Source organism: Sporocytophaga myxococcoides, from assembly GCF_000775915.1.
In the GTDB taxonomy this organism is placed as follows: Bacteria; Bacteroidota; Bacteroidia; order Cytophagales; family Cytophagaceae; genus Sporocytophaga; species Sporocytophaga myxococcoides_A.
In genome coordinates, this window is sequence record NZ_BBLT01000004.1 from 60,898 (window position 1) to 81,235 (window position 20,338).

Consider the following 20,338-nt stretch of genomic DNA (forward strand, 5'->3'; position numbering starts at 1 on the left):
TGAAGATCGGATAGACCATGAACGACATCTCCAACAAAAACGATATCAAGACATTAGTTGACCGCTTTTATGAAAAAGTAAACAGTGATGAATTGCTGTCACCTATATTTAACGGTCATGCTGAAGTGGACTGGCCGGAACACCTTCCTACTATGTATGATTTCTGGAACAGCCTTCTTTTTGGTTCTATGGAATATAAAGGACAACCCTTTCCAAAACATATGACTCTGCCTGTAACAAAAGAGCATTTCGAAAGATGGATACAGTTATTTACTGCTACACTGGAGGAAAATTTTGAAGGCCCTAAGGCAGATGAAGCCCTGTCAAGAGCCATGAACATTGCCCGAGTATTCATGACAAAAATGGCCTTATTGTAACTTATTTTTATTATCAGGCAATTCCATCAATGCCTTAATTACCTCTCCCTTCCAGCAGCCAGGAATCGTACAGTTTAGAATACTGGCAAGCGTAACAGGAAGATCATAATTATGCAATCTATCCGGAAGCCTTAATCCAACCGGAATTCCGACACCTGCTAAAATCAAAGGAACCTCTCTTAACTTCTTTGATCTGCCTCCATGCCCTTTTCCATTAAATCCATGATCTGAAGTAATAATAAAAATTGTACTATCCAGCGCATTTCCTTCCCTCATCTTTTCAAGTATAACTCCCGTAAGTGAGTCAGCTCTTTCGACAGCAGTTTTATACTGATTACTACGATATCCATAAGTATGGCCGGCTTTATCAACAAGGTCCAAATGAATAAAGGTCAGCAATGGCTTTTCTTTAATTATATAATCAGAAGCTTTTAATATTAGTCCACTTCCTTTCTCATGATAACTATAAGTTAAAGTATTAAACTCTATTAGTTCTGTAAATTCTTTCCACTCATGAAACACAACTATATTTTCATCAGGGTATCTATCTCTCATAACTTTGAATATAGTGGGTACAGTATTTCCCTTCTCCTGATTGCAAAAAAAATGGTCTTTAAAATCTGATTTTCTCCATTTATTATCCTTTATCTGATGATCTTTGGTAGATACCCCCATAAGCAATGAGGCCCAATTAGGATTACTCAAAGTGGGCAGTACTGCATTGACATTGTATGAATACGAGCCCATAGTAGCGAGACTATCCCACACCGGTGTATTGGCTTTTTTCAGTATTCTTGAACCCAACCCGTCAACTCCTATAAAAACTATTCTCTTCTGACTGAAAACAGATGAAATAAAGAGAATATAAAAAAACAAAACGGTATAAATTTTCCTCATCGCAAGACCTTTCTGAATATTTAAGTCATTACGATTAAAAAAAGTTATAAAAAAGGCGGGAGATCGCTCTCCCGCCCAACTTTAAATTAACCAAAACATAGAAACTATTACTCTACAATTACTTTATATACCTTTTGAATATTTCCTGCCTCTATCATTACAAAATACAAACCACTTGGAAAACCTGAGATATCGACAGCGAGACCGTCATCTGATTTCAGATCTGTTCTGCTATTCTGGTACACTGTATTTCCAAAAGAGTTTTGAATGCTTATCACCAGTTCCTGATTTTCGTTTACCATTGATTGAATAGTCAACACATCCTTCGCGGGGTTAGGATAAACTGAGAAAAACAGGTTTTCAAAATTTACAGCTACCATCTTACTTGTTGTTTGACTTCCGTCAGTGTCAACTTCTACGATTCTGTAATAAGCTACGGAACTTACAGGATTTTTGTCAACAAAGGAATAATTAGTAACCAATGAAGTATTGCCACTTGCCTGAACAGTACCTATTTTCTGGAAGGATATACCATCTACAGATCTTTCTACAATAAAGTTATTACTATTATTTTCCCAGGCTGTACTCCAGATTACTTCAACTCCATTTTTGATGCCTTTAGCAGCAAAATTCAGGAATTCTATAGGCAACGTACATTCGTAGATAGCTTTTACCGGTACACGGGCACATGGAGTGCCCGCAGATATTGCCCATCTCCACATACCAGGAACAGAAGAGGCAGGCTGACCAGACATCGGTCCGACAAATCTGACAGAAGACGCATATGTTGTTCCCCATGTCATACCACCATTATACCATCCCATATCATGATTATTTGGAGCCGGTTCAGCATATTCAATTCTATATCCTGTCCCTGCCGGTACTGAAACATTTGCAGGTACTTTTACCCATTGCCATGTTCCACCTGCTGTACAACCAGCGCCAGTAGGATAACTATAAGTTACAGATCCCCCAGGTATTATAGTACCAGATGAATTTACAATATTAAAAGCCATGGTCGTGGGACAACCATAAACTATTACATACATCCAGACAGAATCTATCACAAATGGTGTTATTGCATCAAAGACAAACTTAGTTTCATTTTGTACTCCACGCTGGCCAAAACCAGTGAAAGAGCCGGTAGAAGCCAAAGAAGGCCCTATTGTTGCCTTAAATGAAGAGGTATCTTCTACATAAAAAGTATAGTCAGAAGTTGCGGATGCAGAGAAGGTATATGTATTTCCTCCTTTCTGAAGCAGGTTAGCAGGAGCAGTTCCTGTTGGACTGTTCCACCACTTATATTTACCGCTATTTGCAGGAGTCACTGAAACTGTTGCATTTTTTACCGGACAAAATATTGTATTCTGAGGTACAGGAGCAGTTGTCGTAATGACAGAAATGTCTGATACAGTACCACAAGTTGGATCTATAACATCGACCCTATAGGTGCCTGGAGTATTTACAAAGAAAGTCTTCGAAGAATCATTACCACCTGCACGTGTCGGAAATCCTTTATACCATTTATATTTAACCCCAACCCCTGCATGTCCGGCATCTAGTGTAACAGAAGCCGGATCGCATAAACTAAGATTAGGAATATCCACAGTAAAAGTATTTAATATAACAATCTGATCAGATTTTGGACAAGATCCATTATCAGAGACACAAACGGTATAAGTACCGGGGGCAGTTATTACCCTTGAATAAGGAGCAGACATGCCCATTCCGGAAGGACCATCTGACCAGGTAACTGATGTTGTTGAATTATGAGGAATAGCAGCATCAAGAGTAATTGAACCACCAGTACCACAAATAGTCCTATCTGCACCCAGATTTGGCTGAGGACCTGGAGCTCCATATGCACAACCAGGAATAAACGAAATATCATCAATTGCAAAGTCAACATATTGATCACAACCTGTAGTTGTAGTATTTTCAATACTAATAGTCGTAGGGCCAGACGATGTACCTGAATTCCAGACTGCTTCGTATTTAACCCATGTTCCACTTGTAGTAGGTGCTGAAATAGTTGTTGGTAAGTCCGTGGTACCAACAGTAAACCGCAAAGTACCAGGAGGATCATTATTATTCTTTAATGCGTTTATCCAGACACTGAAATAATAGTTTGTATTAGGCTCAACAACAATTCCGCTTTGCTGCCAGAGTTTAATTCCCGGCACACAAATACCGTCTACCATTAACATATTATTATCTGCAGAAGGAGAGTGATCTGTTAAAGCTGCATTGAATGCTGAGTTAAATACACTTGGGTTACTTCCCACATGGATAAAACCAGGAGAAGAAAAGTTTTGAGTAGCCGGAGGGTCAAACTTAAGGTAACCATTTGTTCGGGATGGATCGCTGGTATAAGTCCAGTCAGCATATCCCTGAGAGAAATCGCCGTTTTTTACAAGATTGGTTCCGCTGGAGACAGATGAACAAATCTGGGAAAAGGTAGGACCATTATGTAATATTATCGTGATAAAAATCAAAACAATTTTTTTCACGAAAGTTTCGAGGGGTTTCATCTTTTAGATGTTTTGGTTAGTAATCAGAAGATTATATACTTTAATACGCAAAAAAATCTAAAGTAACCGCCAAATAGAAAAATTTCAATAAAAAAATAGACCAAACCAATAAAAATACTCACGTACCAATAAAAAGCTTAGTATCAACACTGTAAATATAACTATTCAAATAAAAAATAGAATACAAGTAAAACGAAAAACAAATAATCTAACTTACAACAGAGAGTAATAAAATAACAGAAATAGTTTAAAAAAGGCATTAAAATCCCTTTTTTAAATAATACTTTTCATATTTTAATTAGATAAAAAGAAAAGAAACTAAAGTATCCTAAATTGAAAAGTTGTGAATTAAGAATAAGGATGGGAGCAAAAATCCACAAACAAAAAAAGCCCTGAAAATCAGGGCTTTTTTCTAAAAGCAGAGAGGAAGGGATTCGAACCCTCGATACCCTTTTGAGGTATACACACTTTCCAGGCGTGCTCCTTCAACCACTCGGACACCTCTCTGTAAAATACTCACTATTGAAAAATGAGAGTGCAAAGAAACCAACATTTTATTAAAACACAAAAAGGAATGATAAAATAAATCCATCCTCTGACTTTTTAATCCATCTCACCTCTCATTGAATCTTCTAAAGAGGCTTTTACATTTTCGCTAAAAGGCTTATTAGCAAGCACAAACATCATTTTAGTAATGGCAGCTTCTGTAGTAATATTTTTACCACTGATTACTCCGGATTTTTCCAGGTGTCTGCTTGTATCATACCTTCCCTGAAAAACAGTTCCTCCAATACACTGACTTACATTTAAAACTACAATCCCCTTCTTTGATGCATTTTTTAAAATATCTTCAAGCCATGCATCCGTCGGAGCATTGCCAGATCCAAAAGTTTCCAGAACAACACCTTTCAAACCTGAAGTATTGAAAAGACATTCTACTACCTCTTTGGTAATCCCAGGAAATAGTTTAACTATAAGGACATTGGAATCTAGCTTCGTATATATTCTAAAAGGCTTGTCAGGAGGGCTATACAAAACTGCTTCATTAAACTCTATTGAAATTCCAGCCTCTGCAAGATTAGGGTAATTTTCTGATAAGAAAGCGTCAAAATGGCTGCTCTGAAGTTTCTTTGACCTGTTGCCACGCATTAATGCATGATTAAAGTAAATACAAACCTCTTTGACAATCGGTTTACCATTTTTTCTTGCTGCTGCAATTTCTATGGCTGTCACAAGGTTTTCTCTTGCATCTGACCTAACCTCAGACAAAGGAAGCTGAGCACCAGTAAAGATTACGGGCTTATTAAGATTTTCCATCATGAAACTCACGGCAGAAGCTGTATAAGCCATTGTATCCGTTCCGTGCAAAATCACGAAACCATCATACTCCTGATATTGCTGATAAATAAGCTCTACCAATGCAATCCAGTGCGAGGGCTTCATATTGCTCGAATCAATCGGTTTCACGAAAGATATCAACTCCAGAGTCAGATTGAATCTACCTAATTCAGGCAATGTCGAGATGATATCAGAAAAATCGAATGGCACTAAGCTTCTGACCATAGGATCATAATGCATTCCCATGGTACCTCCAGTATATATGATAAGCATCCGCCCCTGAGCTTGAGGGCTGATATGAAGTTCTACCTTAGGAGTAAACATTTCCAAAAAGCTTATCTGCATTTTCAGAAGTAACTCTGGCTACTTCTTCCTCTGAACATCTTTTAACTTCTGCCAGCTTCTTTATCACTAAAGGAATATATCCAGGTTCATTTCTTTTACCTCTATACGGAACAGGCGCCAGATAAGGGGCATCCGTTTCCAGCACTATATTGCAGAGTTCTGCTGATTCCAACACCTTATCAAGACCGCTATTTTTAAAAGTAATAACTCCGCCTATTCCAATGTAAAATCCGATTTCATTTATTTCATCGATATCTTTCTTTTCACCGGTAAAACAATGAAATACCCCTGTCTGGTGATCTGATTTAACCTTCAATAGCAAATCCATGGTTTCTCTGTAGGAATTGCGGCAATGGATTGATATAGGTAAGTTATGTCTGGCTGCCAATTGGATCTGAATAGCAAATGCTTCCTCCTGCCAATCTTTATGAGTTGTATCCCAGTATAGATCTATGCCGATCTCTCCTACAGCAGCAAATTTTCTTTTATTCAGCCAGGCTTCAATTTCATAAAGATCTTTTTCAAAATCTTTCTTCACGTAGCATGGATGTAGCCCCATCATTGGCATGCAAAGATCCGGATACTTATGTTCCATTTCAAGCATCCTGTCTATGCTTTGCAAATCCACGTTTGGCATAAAGAGTTTTTTAAGACCAGATGCTCTTGCTTTTTCAAGTACATCTGTAGTGTCCTTTTCAAACTCTTCAGCATATATATGCGCGTGAGTATCGATATAAGTAAAATCCATAATTTAAAATCTTCTTCCCTTCCACTCGATTTTACCGGGCTTCAGGTAATATAATAAAGTTAATAACGAAATAAATCCGGTATAAAATTCATAAATGATTATATACTTCCACAAAGGAAACTTATAATCAATCTTTTTATACACCCTGTTTATAAATGAGTATTGTAATAACAATTTGCCCGACCAAATAAGTATGGCAAAGTTGGGCAGAACAAACATTGTACATAGAATAACTGGAAAAAATAAGGATTGCAATAAAAGCAGCGTGGATAATACAATAGGAATATGAACTGCACCCTGCATCCATCGACGCCTTTGATTTAACAATCTTTTTAAACTATTAAGAGGTTTGGAATAAGCGAGTACTCCTGATCCCATGAGTTGCTGATAATCATAACCCAGGCCCAGAGTAGCTTTAAAAAGCTCAAAATCTTCTGTAACAGAAAATGGAATATTTTCATATCCACCTGTTTCTTCATAGACTTTGCGCGGAATCATCATGTTGTTACCAACAGCAGAAACTGGAATATTCTGATCAGATACTGCTTTAACCATTCCAAAAGCATGTATCCATTCTATGCTTTGAAGTTTAGCAAATAAAGTTTCCCCCTTGATCATAGTAACACCGGAGATAGTACCCGATGATTTCTTATAATTGCCTAGCATTTCATGTATCCAGTTTTCCGGCACTGAGATATCAGCATCTGTTATGAAAAGATATTCACCATTCGCTGTTCTTGCAAGCTGGGCAAGCACATTGGCTTTACCTTTGGCATGACCAACATTTTCTGTAATGTCTAATAACTTAAAATTCTTATGTGCCTTTATAAATTCAAGCGTAATCAGCTTGGTATTATCTTCAGATCTATCATTACCTATCAGCACTTCAAATTTATCTTCAGGATAATTCATTGAAGACAATGCCTTCATGCATTCTAGAATATTGTCTTCCTCATTGCGAGCTGCAACTAATATTGATACCTGAGGATAGTCAGTTAAAGAAGGATTAGCTATGTATGGTTTTAACCTTTCAAAAAAAATAAATAAAACAAGAATATATAGTAAGTAAACAAGGAAATAGAGCAACAATAATGTTACAAGGACTTTCATAAAGTCTTAAATTCAAACCCTTTGGATAAAAAATATTCTATATACCTGGGAAGTACATATTTCATATTCTTGCTTGCTTTGATACTGTCATGAAAGATCACAATGGACCCAGGAGTTGAGTATTTGATGGATTTAGCAAGACATTCTTCTTCCTTTAGATTTTGGTCATAATCACCGGTCAGTACATTCCACATAATTATTTCATATGATTTTTGTAGTTCTTTAGACTGAGAACTTTTTATTTTTCCATAAGGTGGTCTGAACAAATCTTTGGTGGCTCCCTGGTCTACTCCTACTTCTCTTTTTACTTCATCAATTGCAGCCTGGCAGCTTTCGATATTATTGAAATATTCTTCATTATCATTTCTCCATCCGTTTAAATGATTAAAAGTATGATTGCCGGCAATATGTCCTCTTTTGATTATTTCCTTTAACAGGTGAGGATACTTCCTTACATTATCACCTACACAAAAAAAAGTAGCCTTAACATTCCACTTGTCTAATTCTTCAAGAACAAACTCTGTAGCATCGGGAACAGGTCCATCATCGAAGGTCAGGAAAAGCTCATTACCTTTTACTTTTTTCTTCCAGACCAGAGAAGGATACAATAGCTGAAATGCCCATGTGTAGTTATTGAAATACATAAATTCAGGCTAAGGATTTTTCTACAGACTTCCAGAATAATTCTGCTGAATTATCCCAACTATATCTCTCACAATTCACCCTTCCTTTCTCAATAAGCTCTTGCCGTTTGTCCTGATCGAAAGCCATTTGATATAGCCCCTCAGCAATTGAACTAACAGAATACGGATCAACCAGAATTGCAGAATCACCGGCTACTTCAGGCATACTTGTTACATTTGAAGTAATTACAGGACAATCACATTTCTGAGCTTCTAAAATGGGGATACCAAAACCTTCAATAAAAGGAACATATGTAAGTGCCAATGCAGCCCCCAGCAAATGACGATATTCTTCATTACTTACTCTCCCGGTAAATATGATATCGTCTTTAAAAGGATTACTTTCTAATGTCTCAAATATTTCCTTTGTGCCCCAACCTTTTCTTCCAACTATCATTAGTCTGGTGTCATTGGGCTTCATTGATTTGAATTCAGCAAAAGCCTTAAGTAGATTTAAAATATTTTTTCTTGGGTGCAGGGCTCCGACAAAAATAAAATAAGGTTTTCCTTTACTATATGTTTTTCGGCATTCTTCCTGTTTTGACAAGGTAATAGGATAAAAACTTTCACCATGCGCTGCATTTCCTACTACATCTATTTTAGAAGGTTCGATCTTATATAACTTAACAATATCCTGTTTGGAATATTCTGAAACTGAAATTATTCTTGAAGCTTTTCTGGCATATCTCGGACCAAACCACTTCAGGTACTTATAGATCAGATAACTCAGCCCTCCTCTTGTATGCTCATATGCCAGATCATGCATTACAATAAGGGAAGGTGTTTCTGAACGTAAAGAATTAAAGCCATCTGTAGAAATAAACAGATCACATTTTTCTTCTTTTAAAACTTTAGGCACACTTAATTCAAACCACCAAAACCAGAGAAATGGATGCCTGGCAGGAGGGAAAAGCTGAATGGGTTTTACATTATCTGCAAATAAAAATTGTTTATGATATGGCCTGTCGAACAGAAAAATAAATTCATGCTCAGGATGATTCTTAACCATCCTTTGCAATACTTCAAAGGTGAAAGTACCTATCCCCTCAAGTTTATCTTTTAAGAGAAATCTTGTATTTACGGCTATTTTCAAGTTCAAACTCCTTTCTACTTATACTCTTTCAAAGTTTGTTTAAATCCGGATACCAAAGAATATAAAACTGTTATTATAATGGACAAAATACCTGCTAAAATCCAATTGAGATCGTAGTTCCTGCATATTGCAAACATGATTAACAAAATAATCAATAGCATAGACAGTTTAAATAAAAGTTTCCAGGGAACATTTATAATAGTTTTTGTTCCAATATATACAAATGCAAACACACACAATATGAATGTTGAGATCACTGTAATCCATGCTGAAGCAATTACCCCATAAGTAGGTACAATCATAAAATTAAGCAGAATATTCAAAAACACACTGATCAGAATAGAGATATTGACAATTTTCACATATCCCATCGCATTCAAATAGGTTGAGTAAATATTAAAGAAACCATTAAGCAATAAGGATACAAAAAGGATTCTTAACAATTCTTTAATCACCTCCAATTCAGATTCAGAACTATTATTTAGAAAATAAACCAGGACTTCAGGATAAAAGAAAACGAATGAAGCTGCCAAAATAACAGGAATTGCAGCAATAAGCTGAGCTGCATTAAATAATTTTTGCACCTGCTGTTTGTCCTCTTTGTAAAATGGAAATCTTGCGAAAAAGATTGGCATAATAATCCATATATACATCATAGTTGCATCCAGCCATCTATATGCAGCAGCGTATAATCCTGTTGGAGTCTTTCCCAGCAGGCGTTCCAATAGGACTTGATCAATTTTATCATTTACTGAATACAAAACCGCCATCGAGGCAAATGGCAAACTACTGATAATTATATCCTTAATTTGTTTCCAATTAAAAGTCAGATGGAGGAACCCAATGACTTTTTTCAGAAAATAATATCCCATTCCAACAGTTAATATTGCCGTAAGCAAACGGACGGCAATAAAGCTTTCCAATGAAATTTCCGAAAAAATTATGAGAAAAAAGGTAAATAGAGCTAACAAGAACTTATCCAAAATCCCTAAATAACTGTCAAGATAAAATTCCTGTTTTCCTTGTAGAATTGCCTTTCCATAAAGGACTAACTGCAACAAAGAATTGGTGAATGACAGAAAGAAAAGAAAGATCAGTTGTTCATCTTTATACCCCCATAAATACCCCAAAAAAGTACAGGCAATGGGGAATAAAACAGTTAGTAAGACCTTAAATAAAGTCACCTGAGAAAATAATGAAGCAGTTTCAGAAGAATTTCTGGCTATTGATTTGGTCACATAATAATTAATTCCAAAATCTGTTAAGATTATGAATATAAATCCAAAGGAAAAAAGAGCAGAATACAATCCATAGTCCTCATGACCTATTTTATTTTGAACCAGATTTTCTAAAATTATCCAAATCGGTTTAATTAATATATTCAGAAAAACCGATAGGCCGATGTTTTTAAATACTTTACTAATAGTCGTTAAATTTTTTCCACCTAAAACTAAATAAATCGTTACAATTTTATCAAAATTATATAATTTTAAACTTTAATATTTTTAAAATTGAGTTAATGAAAGAGAATAATTTTAATTTATTGAGCTTTTGGGATGTTATAAAAAGGTGGAAAAAACTGATTATAGGCTCCTTTCTTTTAAGTCTGGTACTTAGCACTATAGTTGCATTCATGCTGCCTATTTATTATAAATCTGTAGTAATTTTTTATCCTTTTGATCCACGTTCTTATGACCCCAGATTTGCCTTGGTCAAAAATCCTGGATTTGGTATTTATGCAGGTGAGCAAGAAGTTGAAAGGATACTTGCCGTTGGAGAATCAAGAGAATTGGCTTTTTACATGATAGAAAAGTTTAATTTGTATCAGAGATACAATATTAAAAAAAATGAAGCTAAAGCTGAGAAAAGAGTATTTGACGAATTTATGAGTCAGGTAACAATTAAAAAAACTCCATTGGCAGGCGGACTTGAAGTCATTGTATTTGACAAGGATGCGAAAATCGCTGCTGACATGGCCAATGAAATAATTAAATTTATAGATAAAAAGAACAGAGAACCTATTTCTATTATCAATAACCAAATCCTGAGAGGATATTTAAAAAGTCAGGAAGAGAAAGTAAAGGATATTCAAAAATTAATTGAGAACCTTAAGCCTAACCAAAATTATACCGCATTCAATACCGACTTTCTTGCAAATGAATATATTTATAATTACACCAAACTTTCAGATGTTCAACAAGAGTTAAAGGTTTTGGATGAAAAAATTGAAACACTTTACGTACTGGAACCTGCCAAACCAGCTTTAGACAAAGCAAAGCCAGTAAAATCCCTTGTAATTCTAGTTGGTATTGTAGGTATGATGATTATAGTATTTTTTATTATATCAATAGCTGAATCATTTTCAAAAAGAGAAGATTAATCCAATTGAAGTCATTACCGACACTAGCAAAGCCACTTTTAGTTTCATTCACTATCATAATTATATTGAGTGGAATAGCTGCAATTTATTTTAGTAATGCTTCAATACTGTTAATTCCAGTAATGTGTTCTATTGGGCTTTATTGTATTTTTGATTACGAGTTCGTATACTATGTATTAATATTCACCCTCCCTTTATCCAAAGAATTCCCAATTATTGGAAACAGTAATTTAAGTCTTCCCTCGGAGGGTTTAATAATCGTCCTTGCATTTATATATATTATTTCCTTTATTTTTCAGAGAAAATGTGATCTTGACCTACTAAAAGATCCAATGATTATAATCCTTCTCCTACTATATTTCTGGGCTGTTTTTGAATACCCATTCTCTATTGAAAAATTAAAAACAATAAAATATATCATTGCTAAAACGCTTTACTACCTGGTTTTTCTGTTTTTAACTTTCACCATCATCAGATCCAAGCATGATCTTCAAAAATTCATATATGCTTATACAGCAGGTTTATTCATAGGAGTTTTATATACTATCTTCCTCCATGCTGCAGATGGTTTTTCATTTGAAAACATCAACTACATATCCTCAATTATCTTTGTTAATCATGTTTTTTATGCAACTGTAATAGGAATTGGAATACCGCTAACTTGGTTTTTGCTTAAAACAACCCCAAAATTTTCTGTCAAACGTTCCTTTTATCTCAAATTCTTACTGATACTATTTTTATTTGCTCTTATTACTTCATATACAAGAGGATCCTGGCTGGCATTAATTGTTTGTATTATCTTTTATATCTTATTGAATTATAAAAAAGTAACCTTGACGATAAGCATTGGAGTAATTGTAATTACTTGTTTTGTTGGATACTTATTTAATAATGATCGTTATCTTGATTATGCATCTGATTATACTACAACAATATTTCATGAAGGAGACATTGAAGGACATCTTGCTGCAACCTATTCTCTGAAAGATGTTTCAGGTATGGAAAGAATATACAGGTGGGTGGCAGGTGCAAATATGGTAAAGGAAAAACCTATAATGGGTTCCGGCCCTGGAACATTTTACCCTGAATATAAAAAATTTGCGATAGATCGGTTCAGGACTTATGTAAGTAACAATCCGGAACAATCAACTACTCATAATAACTTCCTTTTGTTTCTTACTGAACAGGGGTTGGTTGGATTTTTACTTTTTACAACTCTGGTAATTATGGTATTTATAAGAGGGAGCAAAATTTACAACGAATGCTCTGATCCCGATACAAAACACCTTACTGCAGGCTTTTACCTGGCATTTACCTCTATAATAGTATGCATGATGTTTTCAGATTTTACAGAAAGTGATAAGGTGGGGTCATTCTTCCTTGTTTCCATTACTATACTTGCAAAGATCAATCAGTGGAATAAAGAGAATCAACTTAAAAGCCTTTGATTTTACAGGAAACAAAGGTAATATCATCCGGAAATGCTTTTTTACCTCTAAATGAATTCAGTTCTTCCATGAGTTTTTTATGGATTAACCGATTTTCCTGATCTGAATTCTCACTTAATAATTGAACAAATCGTTCCATGCCAAACTCTTCTTCTCCTATATTAGATGTTTCCGTAACACCATCAGTATACAAGAATAACAATGAATTTTCTTTTATTTCCAACATCTCTTCACTGAGAAACGGCAGGTCTTCAAAAATTCCTAAAATGGTAGTCCCGTTATCCAGTGTTTCAGCTATTCCGTCCTGAATAATAATAGCAGGATTGTGACCTGCATTTATATACCTAGCCTTCCTGGATTTCAGATCCACAATCATGGCAAAAAAAGTAATAAACCTTTCCCCTCTTGCATTGAGACGAGTAATATAATTGAGCTCTGTAACTATCTTTTTGAGATCTGAGGTTTGCCTTAACATTGTTCTTAAACAAGCCTGAAAATTGGACATCAAAAGGGCAGCAGGTATCCCTTTCCCAGAAACATCGGCAACGCAGATAAAAAATTCATTATCATTCAAAGCTACATAGTCGTAATAATCACCTCCTATAGACTGATGCGGCAGGTAATCCGCTTCTATTACAACTTTCTTATTATCTGGAAGCGAGGTTGGAAACAGGTGAGATTGTACATCTCTTGCAATTTCAAGCTCCTTCCGGAAAGCTTCCTGCTGAAGCTCTTTTCTTGCAAGCTTTTTATTTTCAATTGCCACCGTAATAATATTGGCAAAAGTCTGGACAAAGGATACGTCTGTATTTTCTTCACCAGGTTCCAGACCTCCAATAAATACTATGGCAAGCAGTTGAGATTTATGAGCAACAGGAATCAACAAATCAAACTCAGAAAACTGATCAGCCGCCTTTTCGAGTTTTAATATCTTGCTGACATTATAAAATGATTGATCTAATTCAATTGATTTAAAGTTCGTCTTTGTTCCATTGTTAACTTTACAGCTCCATCCGGAATCAAAAACATAAAGGGCAAATTTCTTAATTTTAAGATTAGCAATTAAAGTGAAGTAAAATATCTTATATAAAGATTCTTCAGGCAAATTGAAATTTATTGCCTGAGTTACTTCTAGAAGAGAGTTTAATTCGAGCTGTTTTAGCTGCAGTGAATTTTCCAAACCACCTTCTTTTTCACCATTTGACGGCGCTTTGGGGATCATATGCGTCTCTTAAGCCGTTTCCGAACAAGTTAAATGCCAATACAAGAATACAAATACACAAACTTGGAAGTACTACCAAATAACCAGAATCTTTTGCCAACATCGATCCGTACCCTTCATTTACCATCATTCCCCAGGAAGGCATTGGTGGTTGTACTCCAAGACCAAGAAAACTTAAACCAGCCTCTATCAAAATGGCAGATGCAAAGTTTGCAGTAGCAATTACAATCAAAGGACCTACAATATTAGGCAGAATGTGCACAAAAATAATTCTGAGATCCCCCACTCCAAGTGCCTTTGCCGCTTCAACATAAAGTTTTTCCTTTAAACTTAAAATCTGTCCTCTCACAACTCTTGCCACTTCAACCCACATCGTTAATCCTACGGCTACAAACGCGACCCAGACTCCTCTGCTTTGTAAAGCAAGACTAATGGCAATAACCAGCATAATACTTGGAATAGACCAAACTACAGTCATAAGCCACATGATAAACTTATCTGTTGTACCTCCAAAAAATCCGCTTAAAGCTCCAAGTGTAACCCCAACAAGAATGGAAATCAGCACTGAAATAAATCCTATTGAAAGCGAAATACGGGTACCAAACAAAAGCCTGCTCAGAATATCACGACCTGCCTTATCAGTTCCTAAAAGATATTCTCTTTTTTCTATATTATTGTCCAAAAAGTCTCTTAATAATTCCTCTTTGGTGATCTGAACAGGGTTTTCATTTAAATCAAGATAGGTAATGATATCGCCTTTTACCATATAGTTGTAAACAGAGTCTGGCTTAAGCTTAGAGGAAGTACCTACAAAAAGAGTCTTAGTAACAGCAACTATATCCGCAGATTCTGTTTCACCTTCTTTTCCAAAAAGGGAATAATACACCTTGAGGTTTTTAATCTGATACGAACTGACAGGCTGAATTATATACTCACTTTCCTGTCCCATATACATTTTTTCCAGAAAGTTCCCCTTCTCTATTTCTCTGTTTTTCCGGAATTTCAACAATGTACATTCAAACCCTATAGGTTTCTTTTTAATAAGTGCAGAGCCGTCATTAGCATTAGGTGTATGATCGGGCATTATTAAATAACCAAGTATTGCGATAATGTGAGCAAAAACAATAACTATAAATCCGGCAATAGCAGGCTTATTTTTCCATAGCCGCTTGCGAACATAATAAGAAGGTGTTTTGACGGTATTCTCTTTCGACTTAACCACTTTATAAGGTGTTATGAGCTTTTAATCCTGCTTTGGTAGCTAGAAAATGGTAATTTTCGAATTGTCCCATTGAAACTTCTCCGGATTCGACTTCATCTTCTGTACCTTTATAAAAAACTTTTACCCACCCTTTACGGAAAAGTTGTTCCAAATGATTCCGTAATTCCGAATCATCCATAGTTAAATTTTTCAACAATTGCTCCAAGGTGCAAATAAAATAAAGCTCATCCAGAATATCGTATTCTTGCGGTGTCAATTTTTCAGATTTTTTATTTCTCTTCCTTTCCAGACAAAACTACCAGAATTACTTAATAATCCAATAGTTATAACATAAAACGGATAAATGGCCCATGTAATTGCAAATTCTATAGGATTAAATTGATGATTTAAAAGCCGGGAAACCTGTTTCAGAAACAAAAACTCTATTACAAATTTTACAATGATTAAACTTGCAAAAACCAGCAATCCCCTTTTATCTACCAATGAATATGCTCCCGAAACTAAAAATAAAAAATTCACTAAAAAAATAAATAATGCCAAATACTGATTTCTTTTGTTCTTATGCATTTTCCACTTACCTGCCCACCGCTTTCTTTGTTCCAAAAAATCTTTAACAGAAGCCTTAGGATAGGTCTTCACTAAGGCTTCCTTTCTACATACAAATAACACTTTTCCAGGATATTTTTCGTAAATTTTATGTAAAAGGAATTCATCATCTCCTGATGCTATCATTTCAAACCCACTAAATCCACTAACCTCATAAAATGCTTTTTTTTCATAACAAAGATTTGCACCGTTAGCCATTGTAGGGTATCCTGAAGCCAGGCAAACACCCCCTGTTCCCATTACAGCACTAAATTCTATTTGCTGCATTTTCTCAAACAAAGTGCCTTTCGTGTCGAAGCCTACCGGTCCGCAAACCATTTTACTATCCGATACTTCAAGCATACCTGCCATTGTTGATATCCAGTGTTCACCACACCTGCAATCACCGTCTATCGTCAATATCAAATCACCTTTAGATCTTGAAATACCATATTCAATGGCCTTTTTCTTTGGGGCAGCATTTGATTGATAATTCTCCGAATGAAGAAGCATCAACTGAATATCAGTCCGCTCAAGATATTCATGAACCAGGGATACAGTTAAGTCATCAGATCCATCATTAATGACAATCACTTCATATTTACTTTTTGGATATTCTTGCCTAGATAAATCTGAAAGCAGATTTAAAATATTTGACTCTTCATTTCTCACGGGAATAATCACTGAGACGAATCTCCTTGTCGAGGCTTTTTTATGCTTTGACCATAATTCCATTTTTCTCCATACTCCCATAGCCCATATAAGAGCAATGGAATAAATCAGAAAAACTAAAGCAATAATTATTATCATCAGAATGGCCCTTTTATTTTTAATCTGAAAATTAGAAAAAGCCCTATGACTGAAGGAGCTACAACATTTAACAGCCAGACAGTTAAGCTTGAATATAATACTCTCTGTAAATCAACCCCTTCCTCATTAAAAATAAACATTACTGCTGCTTCCCTCACTCCAAAATCGAATATCGTAGGTATGATAGATTTTACAAGAAAAACAAAGGGTACGGCGAGAAATTGAAAGAACAAATCGGTTTTAACCCGAAAGAAATTGATAACCAAAATAAACTGACATAGAAAAATAAGATACCGGGAAGCAGATAGTGCAATCACTAGTAATATTTCTCTTAGATTGTAATTTTTAATAATAAGAAAATAACTGACGAAGAGCTTTAATCTTTTGTTTTTCTCAAGATGTCTTAAAATATTTTCACGAAAAAATAGGAAGGCAGGAAGGGCTATATGAAACAGCAACAAAGTAATTACAATGGTTTTTTTTTGTGTGGCAGAAAATGGCACCCATGAGAATAATAAAAAGAAGATGGAAATACTTCCAAAATATATAGTAGAATAAAATTGAGCTATCCTGCTTATGAATATGGCTCCTAATGCCTTAGACCTTTCAGCACTTCTCATAATTAATATCCTTCCCAGATAATCTCCCAATCCGTGAGGAGTGATAAACCCAAACGTTGTACCACATATTACCCCCTCCAAAGCACTTAAGAACGAGGTTTTCTCAACTTTAGAAGCTAGAAACTTCCATTTTAAACCTTCAATTCCCCAGTTGAGTGGCATTAATAAAATAGCAAGATAGATCATCCAGGAATTAATTTTCCAGGAATTTAAAATTTCAAAAAAGTAGTTTCCTGTAAGTTCATCTTTATTATTCAGTGTGTAAAAAATCAGGAATAAGGAAACAATAAATACCAATGACTTAAAAAAAAGGGAAAAATTGGGATTAATTTTCTCTTTTAAAGCCGAAAGGATGTGGTTAACTTGCATGGAATGATTTCTAAAGGAAAAGAAATAGAGAAGGACAAAATAATTTTAGGTGTAGATCCAGGTACTACGATCATGGGATATGGCCTTATTCATATCCAGAAAAGCAAGATCAGTCTTCTGCAATTTGGTGTAATTCACCTGAGCAAGTATAGCAACCATGGATTAAAATTAAGTAAAATTTTTGAAAGGGTTGTTCAACTGATAGATGAATACCATCCGGATGAAATGGCAATTGAATCTCCTTTTTATGGAAAAAATGTTCAGTCTATGCTCAAACTAGGGAGAGCTCAGGGAGTAGCAATTGCAGCTGCAATTTCCAGAGAGGTTCCAATTTGTGAATATGCTCCCAAAAAGGTTAAACAATCTGTTACTGGCAATGGAAATGCGTCCAAAGAACAAGTTTCCAGCATGCTTTGTAACTTGCTTAAAATTCAGGAAGCACCTAAATTATTTGATGCAACAGATGCGCTTGCAGTTGCATTATGCCATCATTTTCAGGGTGGATCATTGAAAGTTCAATCTGGGAACTGGTCTTCCTTTCTCAAAGACAATCCTGACAGAATTGTGTCCGGTAAAAAGAATAATTGAGAATAATCAATCCAATAAAAAAGAGGCTGTCTTTGGTAGTAAGACAGCCTCTTTTTTCAAAATAACAGATATTTTAAAGGTAACTCTTTATTTTTTTCTGAGTTTCTTCCATTACTTCTTTTGCAACAGTAAGTTTAGGCCTTGTAAAGTTGAGATCATCTGCAGAATTCATTGGCACAAGGTGTATATGCGTATGAGGTACTTCAAGTCCAATAACTGCAACACCAATTCGCTTGCAAGGAACAGCCTTTTGCAATGCTTTTGCAACTTTTTTGCTGAATACATGAAGGTGAGCCAAAAGCTCATCATCGATATCAAAAATATAATCTATTTCAGCTTTAGGTACTACAAGTGTATGTCCTACTACCAATGGAGATATATCCAAAAATGCATAACAGCGATCATCTTCAGCTATTGTATAACCTGGAATTTCACCGTTTATAATTTTTGTAAAAATGCTTGCCATTTATCTAGTGATATCTAAGATTTCAAACTCAAGTTTTCCTGCAGGTACATCAATATATGCGGAATCTCCGACTTTTTTTCCAAGCAAACCTTTACCTATTGGTGATTTTACAGAAATCTTTCCACTCTTAAGATCAGCCTCTTCTTCAGATACAAGGATATAGTTGACTACGGCGTTCGTCTTTTTATTTTTTATCTTGACGTTAGATAAAATTGATACTTTGGATGTATCAATGTTACTCTCATCGATTACGCGTGCATTAGCAACTACATCTTCCAGTTTACTGATTTTTAATTCAAGCAATCCCTGAGCATCTTTTGCTGCATCGTACTCTGCGTTCTCACTTAAGTCTCCTTTGTCACGAGCTTCCGCTATTTGCTTAGCCATATCAGCACGTCCTCTGGTTTTGAGCATAGCAAGCTCCTCCTTTAATTTTCTAAGTCCTTCTTCTGTATAATACGTGTATGCCATATCTCTTTGCAATTGCTTAGGTACAATAAAAAAAACGGCTTCCTCAACCGTTCAGGAATCAAAATTAAGACTTTTTTAACCAATTCCAAACCCTCAAATCTTACCTATTGATTCTCTGAGCTTTTTAACTATCACTTCATTAATTTTAACCAATGACTCATAGGTCCACCCTGCTACATGCGGGGTAAACAACATATTTTCTCTTTCAACCAGATTCTGAAGATTAAGTTTTTGAATCGATGTTAATGTTTCAAATTTTTCATTTTCAAGAACATCTAATGCTGCCCCTCTTATCTTACCTGAATCCAATGCTTCTATCAAATCTGCCTGTTTCACAATTTCTCCTCTGGCGGTATTAACTAACCAGAAATCCTTTGTAAAGTTTTTGATAAATTTCTTATCAACCATTCCTCTTGACACTTCTGTCAATGGGATATGCAGACTTAATACATCAGCATTTTTAAATATATTTTCTATTGTAACTTCTTCAGCAAATTCGTCCGAATATCCTGATATATATTTATCATAGGCTATAACCCTGCATCCAAAACCTTTGATCCTTTTAGCAAATGCTCTACCCATGTTACCATAACCAATAATTCCGATCGTAAGCCCTCCTATTTCATATCCTCTGTTTTTTTCTCTCTTCCATATTCCGTTCCTCACTTCCTTGTCTCCTGTCTGCATCTTGTTCATTAATGATAGAAGCATTCCAACAGCATGTTCGCCAACTGCATCTCTGTTTCCTTCAGGAGCATTTAAAACTTTTATCTTTCTTCGCTCGACTTCTTCTATGTCAATTTGATCTAGCCCTGCCCCGGCTCTTGCTATTATCTTAAGACTAGATGCCTTTTCCAATAAGTCCTTATCGATTTTCACTTTGCTTCTTACTATCAGCCCTTCATAATTCATCACAATCTTTAAAAGATCGGCTCGGGTAATAGACGGCCTGTAATCAGGTACTATGCCTATCCCTTCCAACATAGAAACTATGGAAGGATGCATTTCATCAACAATAATAAATTTCATGATTTC

At 35.4% G+C, this 20,338-nt stretch carries 20 protein-coding genes and 1 tRNA gene; 4 read left to right on the forward strand and 17 right to left on the reverse strand.

Features of this window, described 5'->3' with window-relative positions:
* Positions 1 to 17: 17 nt before the first annotated feature.
* The gene (locus MYP_RS10475) at positions 18 to 377 is read left to right on the forward strand and encodes a group III truncated hemoglobin (protein WP_045462768.1); all 360 of its coding nucleotides are present in this window, start codon (positions 18 to 20) and stop codon (positions 375 to 377) included.
* On the opposite strand, the gene MYP_RS10480 is transcribed toward MYP_RS10475, so the two are convergent.
* The 9 genes from MYP_RS10480 to MYP_RS10525 all read right to left on the reverse strand — a co-directional run bounded on the left by MYP_RS10480 (position 369) and on the right by MYP_RS10525 (position 10,591).
* On the reverse strand, positions 369 to 1,274 hold the full coding sequence (locus MYP_RS10480) for an alkaline phosphatase family protein (protein ID WP_045462770.1): 906 nt from the start codon (positions 1,272 to 1,274) through the stop codon (positions 369 to 371). The two genes, MYP_RS10475 and MYP_RS10480, sit on opposite strands and share 9 nt — an antisense overlap.
* Positions 1,275 to 1,381: 107 nt before the next feature.
* A complete protein-coding gene (locus MYP_RS10490) occupies positions 1,382 to 3,805 on the reverse strand; it encodes a T9SS type A sorting domain-containing protein (RefSeq protein WP_052430096.1) in 2,424 nt (807 codons plus the stop codon).
* 419 nt (positions 3,806 to 4,224) lie between these two features.
* Positions 4,225 to 4,312: transfer RNA gene (locus MYP_RS10495), tRNA-Ser, on the reverse strand.
* Positions 4,313 to 4,408: 96 nt separating this feature from the next.
* Positions 4,409 to 5,488, reverse strand: coding sequence for an asparaginase (locus MYP_RS10500; RefSeq protein WP_231570030.1), 1,080 nt, complete (start codon positions 5,486 to 5,488; stop codon positions 4,409 to 4,411).
* Positions 5,454 to 6,236 carry a TatD family hydrolase gene (locus MYP_RS10505; RefSeq protein WP_045462774.1) on the reverse strand — a complete coding sequence of 261 codons (783 nt, stop codon included), beginning with the start codon at positions 6,234 to 6,236 and terminating at the stop codon, positions 5,454 to 5,456. The genes MYP_RS10500 and MYP_RS10505 overlap by 35 nt, the downstream gene beginning before the upstream one ends.
* Before the next feature lie 3 nt (positions 6,237 to 6,239).
* Positions 6,240 to 7,346, reverse strand: a complete 1,107-nt coding sequence (locus MYP_RS10510; protein ID WP_045462776.1) for a glycosyltransferase — start codon at positions 7,344 to 7,346, stop codon at positions 6,240 to 6,242.
* Positions 7,343 to 7,990, reverse strand: coding sequence for a polysaccharide deacetylase family protein (locus MYP_RS10515; RefSeq protein ID WP_045462778.1), 648 nt, complete (start codon positions 7,988 to 7,990; stop codon positions 7,343 to 7,345). The genes MYP_RS10510 and MYP_RS10515 overlap by 4 nt, the downstream gene beginning before the upstream one ends.
* Before the next feature lie 4 nt (positions 7,991 to 7,994).
* A complete protein-coding gene (locus MYP_RS10520; RefSeq protein ID WP_045463826.1) occupies positions 7,995 to 9,122 on the reverse strand; it encodes a glycosyltransferase family 4 protein in 1,128 nt (375 codons plus the stop codon).
* Between the two features lie 14 nt (positions 9,123 to 9,136).
* Complete coding sequence (locus MYP_RS10525; protein WP_081990480.1) at positions 9,137 to 10,591, reverse strand: oligosaccharide flippase family protein; 1,455 nt, start codon at positions 10,589 to 10,591, stop codon at positions 9,137 to 9,139.
* A gap of 50 nt (positions 10,592 to 10,641) precedes the next feature.
* On the opposite strand from MYP_RS10525, the gene MYP_RS10530 reads away from it, so the two are divergent.
* Together MYP_RS10530 and MYP_RS10535 are read left to right on the forward strand one after the other, a co-directional pair.
* A complete protein-coding gene (locus MYP_RS10530; RefSeq protein ID WP_045462782.1) occupies positions 10,642 to 11,502 on the forward strand; it encodes a hypothetical protein in 861 nt (286 codons plus the stop codon).
* 332 nt (positions 11,503 to 11,834) lie between these two features.
* Positions 11,835 to 12,950, forward strand: a complete 1,116-nt coding sequence (locus MYP_RS10535) for an O-antigen ligase family protein (RefSeq protein ID WP_197060057.1) — start codon at positions 11,835 to 11,837, stop codon at positions 12,948 to 12,950.
* Here MYP_RS10535 and MYP_RS10540 read toward each other — a convergent pair.
* From MYP_RS10540 to MYP_RS10560, 5 genes are read right to left on the reverse strand one after another with little or no spacing between them, the layout of a single operon-like run.
* Positions 12,937 to 14,172: a GAF domain-containing SpoIIE family protein phosphatase gene (locus MYP_RS10540; protein ID WP_045462789.1), complete on the reverse strand. Its 1,236-nt coding sequence runs from the start codon at positions 14,170 to 14,172 to the stop codon at positions 12,937 to 12,939. The two genes, MYP_RS10535 and MYP_RS10540, sit on opposite strands and share 14 nt — an antisense overlap.
* Entirely contained in the window at positions 14,144 to 15,394 is a 1,251-nt protein-coding gene (locus MYP_RS10545; RefSeq protein ID WP_045462792.1) for an ABC transporter permease, read from the reverse strand. The genes MYP_RS10540 and MYP_RS10545 overlap by 29 nt, the downstream gene beginning before the upstream one ends.
* 1 nt (position 15,395) lies before the next feature.
* Positions 15,396 to 15,650 carry a hypothetical protein gene (locus tag MYP_RS10550; protein WP_045462795.1) on the reverse strand — a complete coding sequence of 85 codons (255 nt, stop codon included), beginning with the start codon at positions 15,648 to 15,650 and terminating at the stop codon, positions 15,396 to 15,398.
* Entirely contained in the window at positions 15,647 to 16,789 is a 1,143-nt protein-coding gene (locus MYP_RS10555; protein WP_045462798.1) for a glycosyltransferase, read from the reverse strand. The genes MYP_RS10550 and MYP_RS10555 overlap by 4 nt, the downstream gene beginning before the upstream one ends.
* Positions 16,789 to 17,778 carry a lysylphosphatidylglycerol synthase domain-containing protein gene (locus MYP_RS10560; RefSeq protein WP_045462801.1) on the reverse strand — a complete coding sequence of 330 codons (990 nt, stop codon included), beginning with the start codon at positions 17,776 to 17,778 and terminating at the stop codon, positions 16,789 to 16,791. Before MYP_RS10560 ends, MYP_RS10555 begins: the two co-directional genes overlap by 1 nt.
* A gap of 3 nt (positions 17,779 to 17,781) precedes the next feature.
* Between MYP_RS10560 and ruvC the strand changes: the two genes are divergently transcribed.
* A complete protein-coding gene (gene ruvC, locus MYP_RS10565; RefSeq protein ID WP_045462805.1) occupies positions 17,782 to 18,366 on the forward strand; it encodes a crossover junction endodeoxyribonuclease RuvC in 585 nt (194 codons plus the stop codon).
* 73 nt (positions 18,367 to 18,439) lie between these two features.
* Here the strand turns inward: ruvC and MYP_RS10570 are convergent, their stop codons facing one another.
* The 3 genes from MYP_RS10570 to MYP_RS10580 form a co-directional block, all read right to left on the reverse strand.
* A complete protein-coding gene (locus MYP_RS10570) occupies positions 18,440 to 18,832 on the reverse strand; it encodes an HIT family protein (protein ID WP_045462808.1) in 393 nt (130 codons plus the stop codon).
* A complete protein-coding gene (greA, locus tag MYP_RS10575; protein ID WP_045462810.1) occupies positions 18,833 to 19,303 on the reverse strand; it encodes a transcription elongation factor GreA in 471 nt (156 codons plus the stop codon).
* Positions 19,304 to 19,396: 93 nt separating this feature from the next.
* Entirely contained in the window at positions 19,397 to 20,332 is a 936-nt protein-coding gene (locus MYP_RS10580) for an NAD(P)-dependent oxidoreductase (protein ID WP_045462813.1), read from the reverse strand.
* Positions 20,333 to 20,338: the final 6 nt, after the last annotated feature.

Bases quoted from the DNA above. Each gene is read 5' to 3' on its own strand.
- MYP_RS10510 (WP_045462776.1), bottom strand. From the start codon at position 7,346: ATGAAAGTCCTTGTAACATTATTGTTGCTCTATTTCCTTGTTTACTTA.
- MYP_RS10490 (WP_052430096.1), bottom strand. From the start codon at position 3,805: ATGAAACCCCTCGAAACTTTCGTGAAAAAAATTGTTTTGATTTTTATC.
- MYP_RS10475 (WP_045462768.1), top strand. From the start codon at position 18: ATGAACGACATCTCCAACAAAAACGATATCAAGACATTAGTTGACCGC.
- MYP_RS10535 (WP_197060057.1), top strand. From the start codon at position 11,835: ATGATTATAATCCTTCTCCTACTATATTTCTGGGCTGTTTTTGAATAC.
- greA (WP_045462810.1), bottom strand. From the start codon at position 19,303: ATGGCATACACGTATTATACAGAAGAAGGACTTAGAAAATTAAAGGAG.
- MYP_RS10560 (WP_045462801.1), bottom strand. From the start codon at position 17,778: ATGCAAGTTAACCACATCCTTTCGGCTTTAAAAGAGAAAATTAATCCC.
- ruvC (WP_045462805.1), top strand. From the start codon at position 17,782: ATGATTTCTAAAGGAAAAGAAATAGAGAAGGACAAAATAATTTTAGGT.
- MYP_RS10500 (WP_231570030.1), bottom strand. From the start codon at position 5,488: ATGCAGATAAGCTTTTTGGAAATGTTTACTCCTAAGGTAGAACTTCAT.
- MYP_RS10515 (WP_045462778.1), bottom strand. From the start codon at position 7,990: ATGTATTTCAATAACTACACATGGGCATTTCAGCTATTGTATCCTTCT.
- MYP_RS10555 (WP_045462798.1), bottom strand. From the start codon at position 16,789: ATGATAATAATTATTGCTTTAGTTTTTCTGATTTATTCCATTGCTCTT.
- MYP_RS10480 (WP_045462770.1), bottom strand. From the start codon at position 1,274: ATGAGGAAAATTTATACCGTTTTGTTTTTTTATATTCTCTTTATTTCA.
- MYP_RS10570 (WP_045462808.1), bottom strand. From the start codon at position 18,832: ATGGCAAGCATTTTTACAAAAATTATAAACGGTGAAATTCCAGGTTAT.
- MYP_RS10530 (WP_045462782.1), top strand. From the start codon at position 10,642: ATGAAAGAGAATAATTTTAATTTATTGAGCTTTTGGGATGTTATAAAA.
- MYP_RS10505 (WP_045462774.1), bottom strand. From the start codon at position 6,236: ATGGATTTTACTTATATCGATACTCACGCGCATATATATGCTGAAGAG.
- MYP_RS10580 (WP_045462813.1), bottom strand. From the start codon at position 20,332: ATGAAATTTATTATTGTTGATGAAATGCATCCTTCCATAGTTTCTATG.
- MYP_RS10540 (WP_045462789.1), bottom strand. From the start codon at position 14,172: ATGATCCCCAAAGCGCCGTCAAATGGTGAAAAAGAAGGTGGTTTGGAA.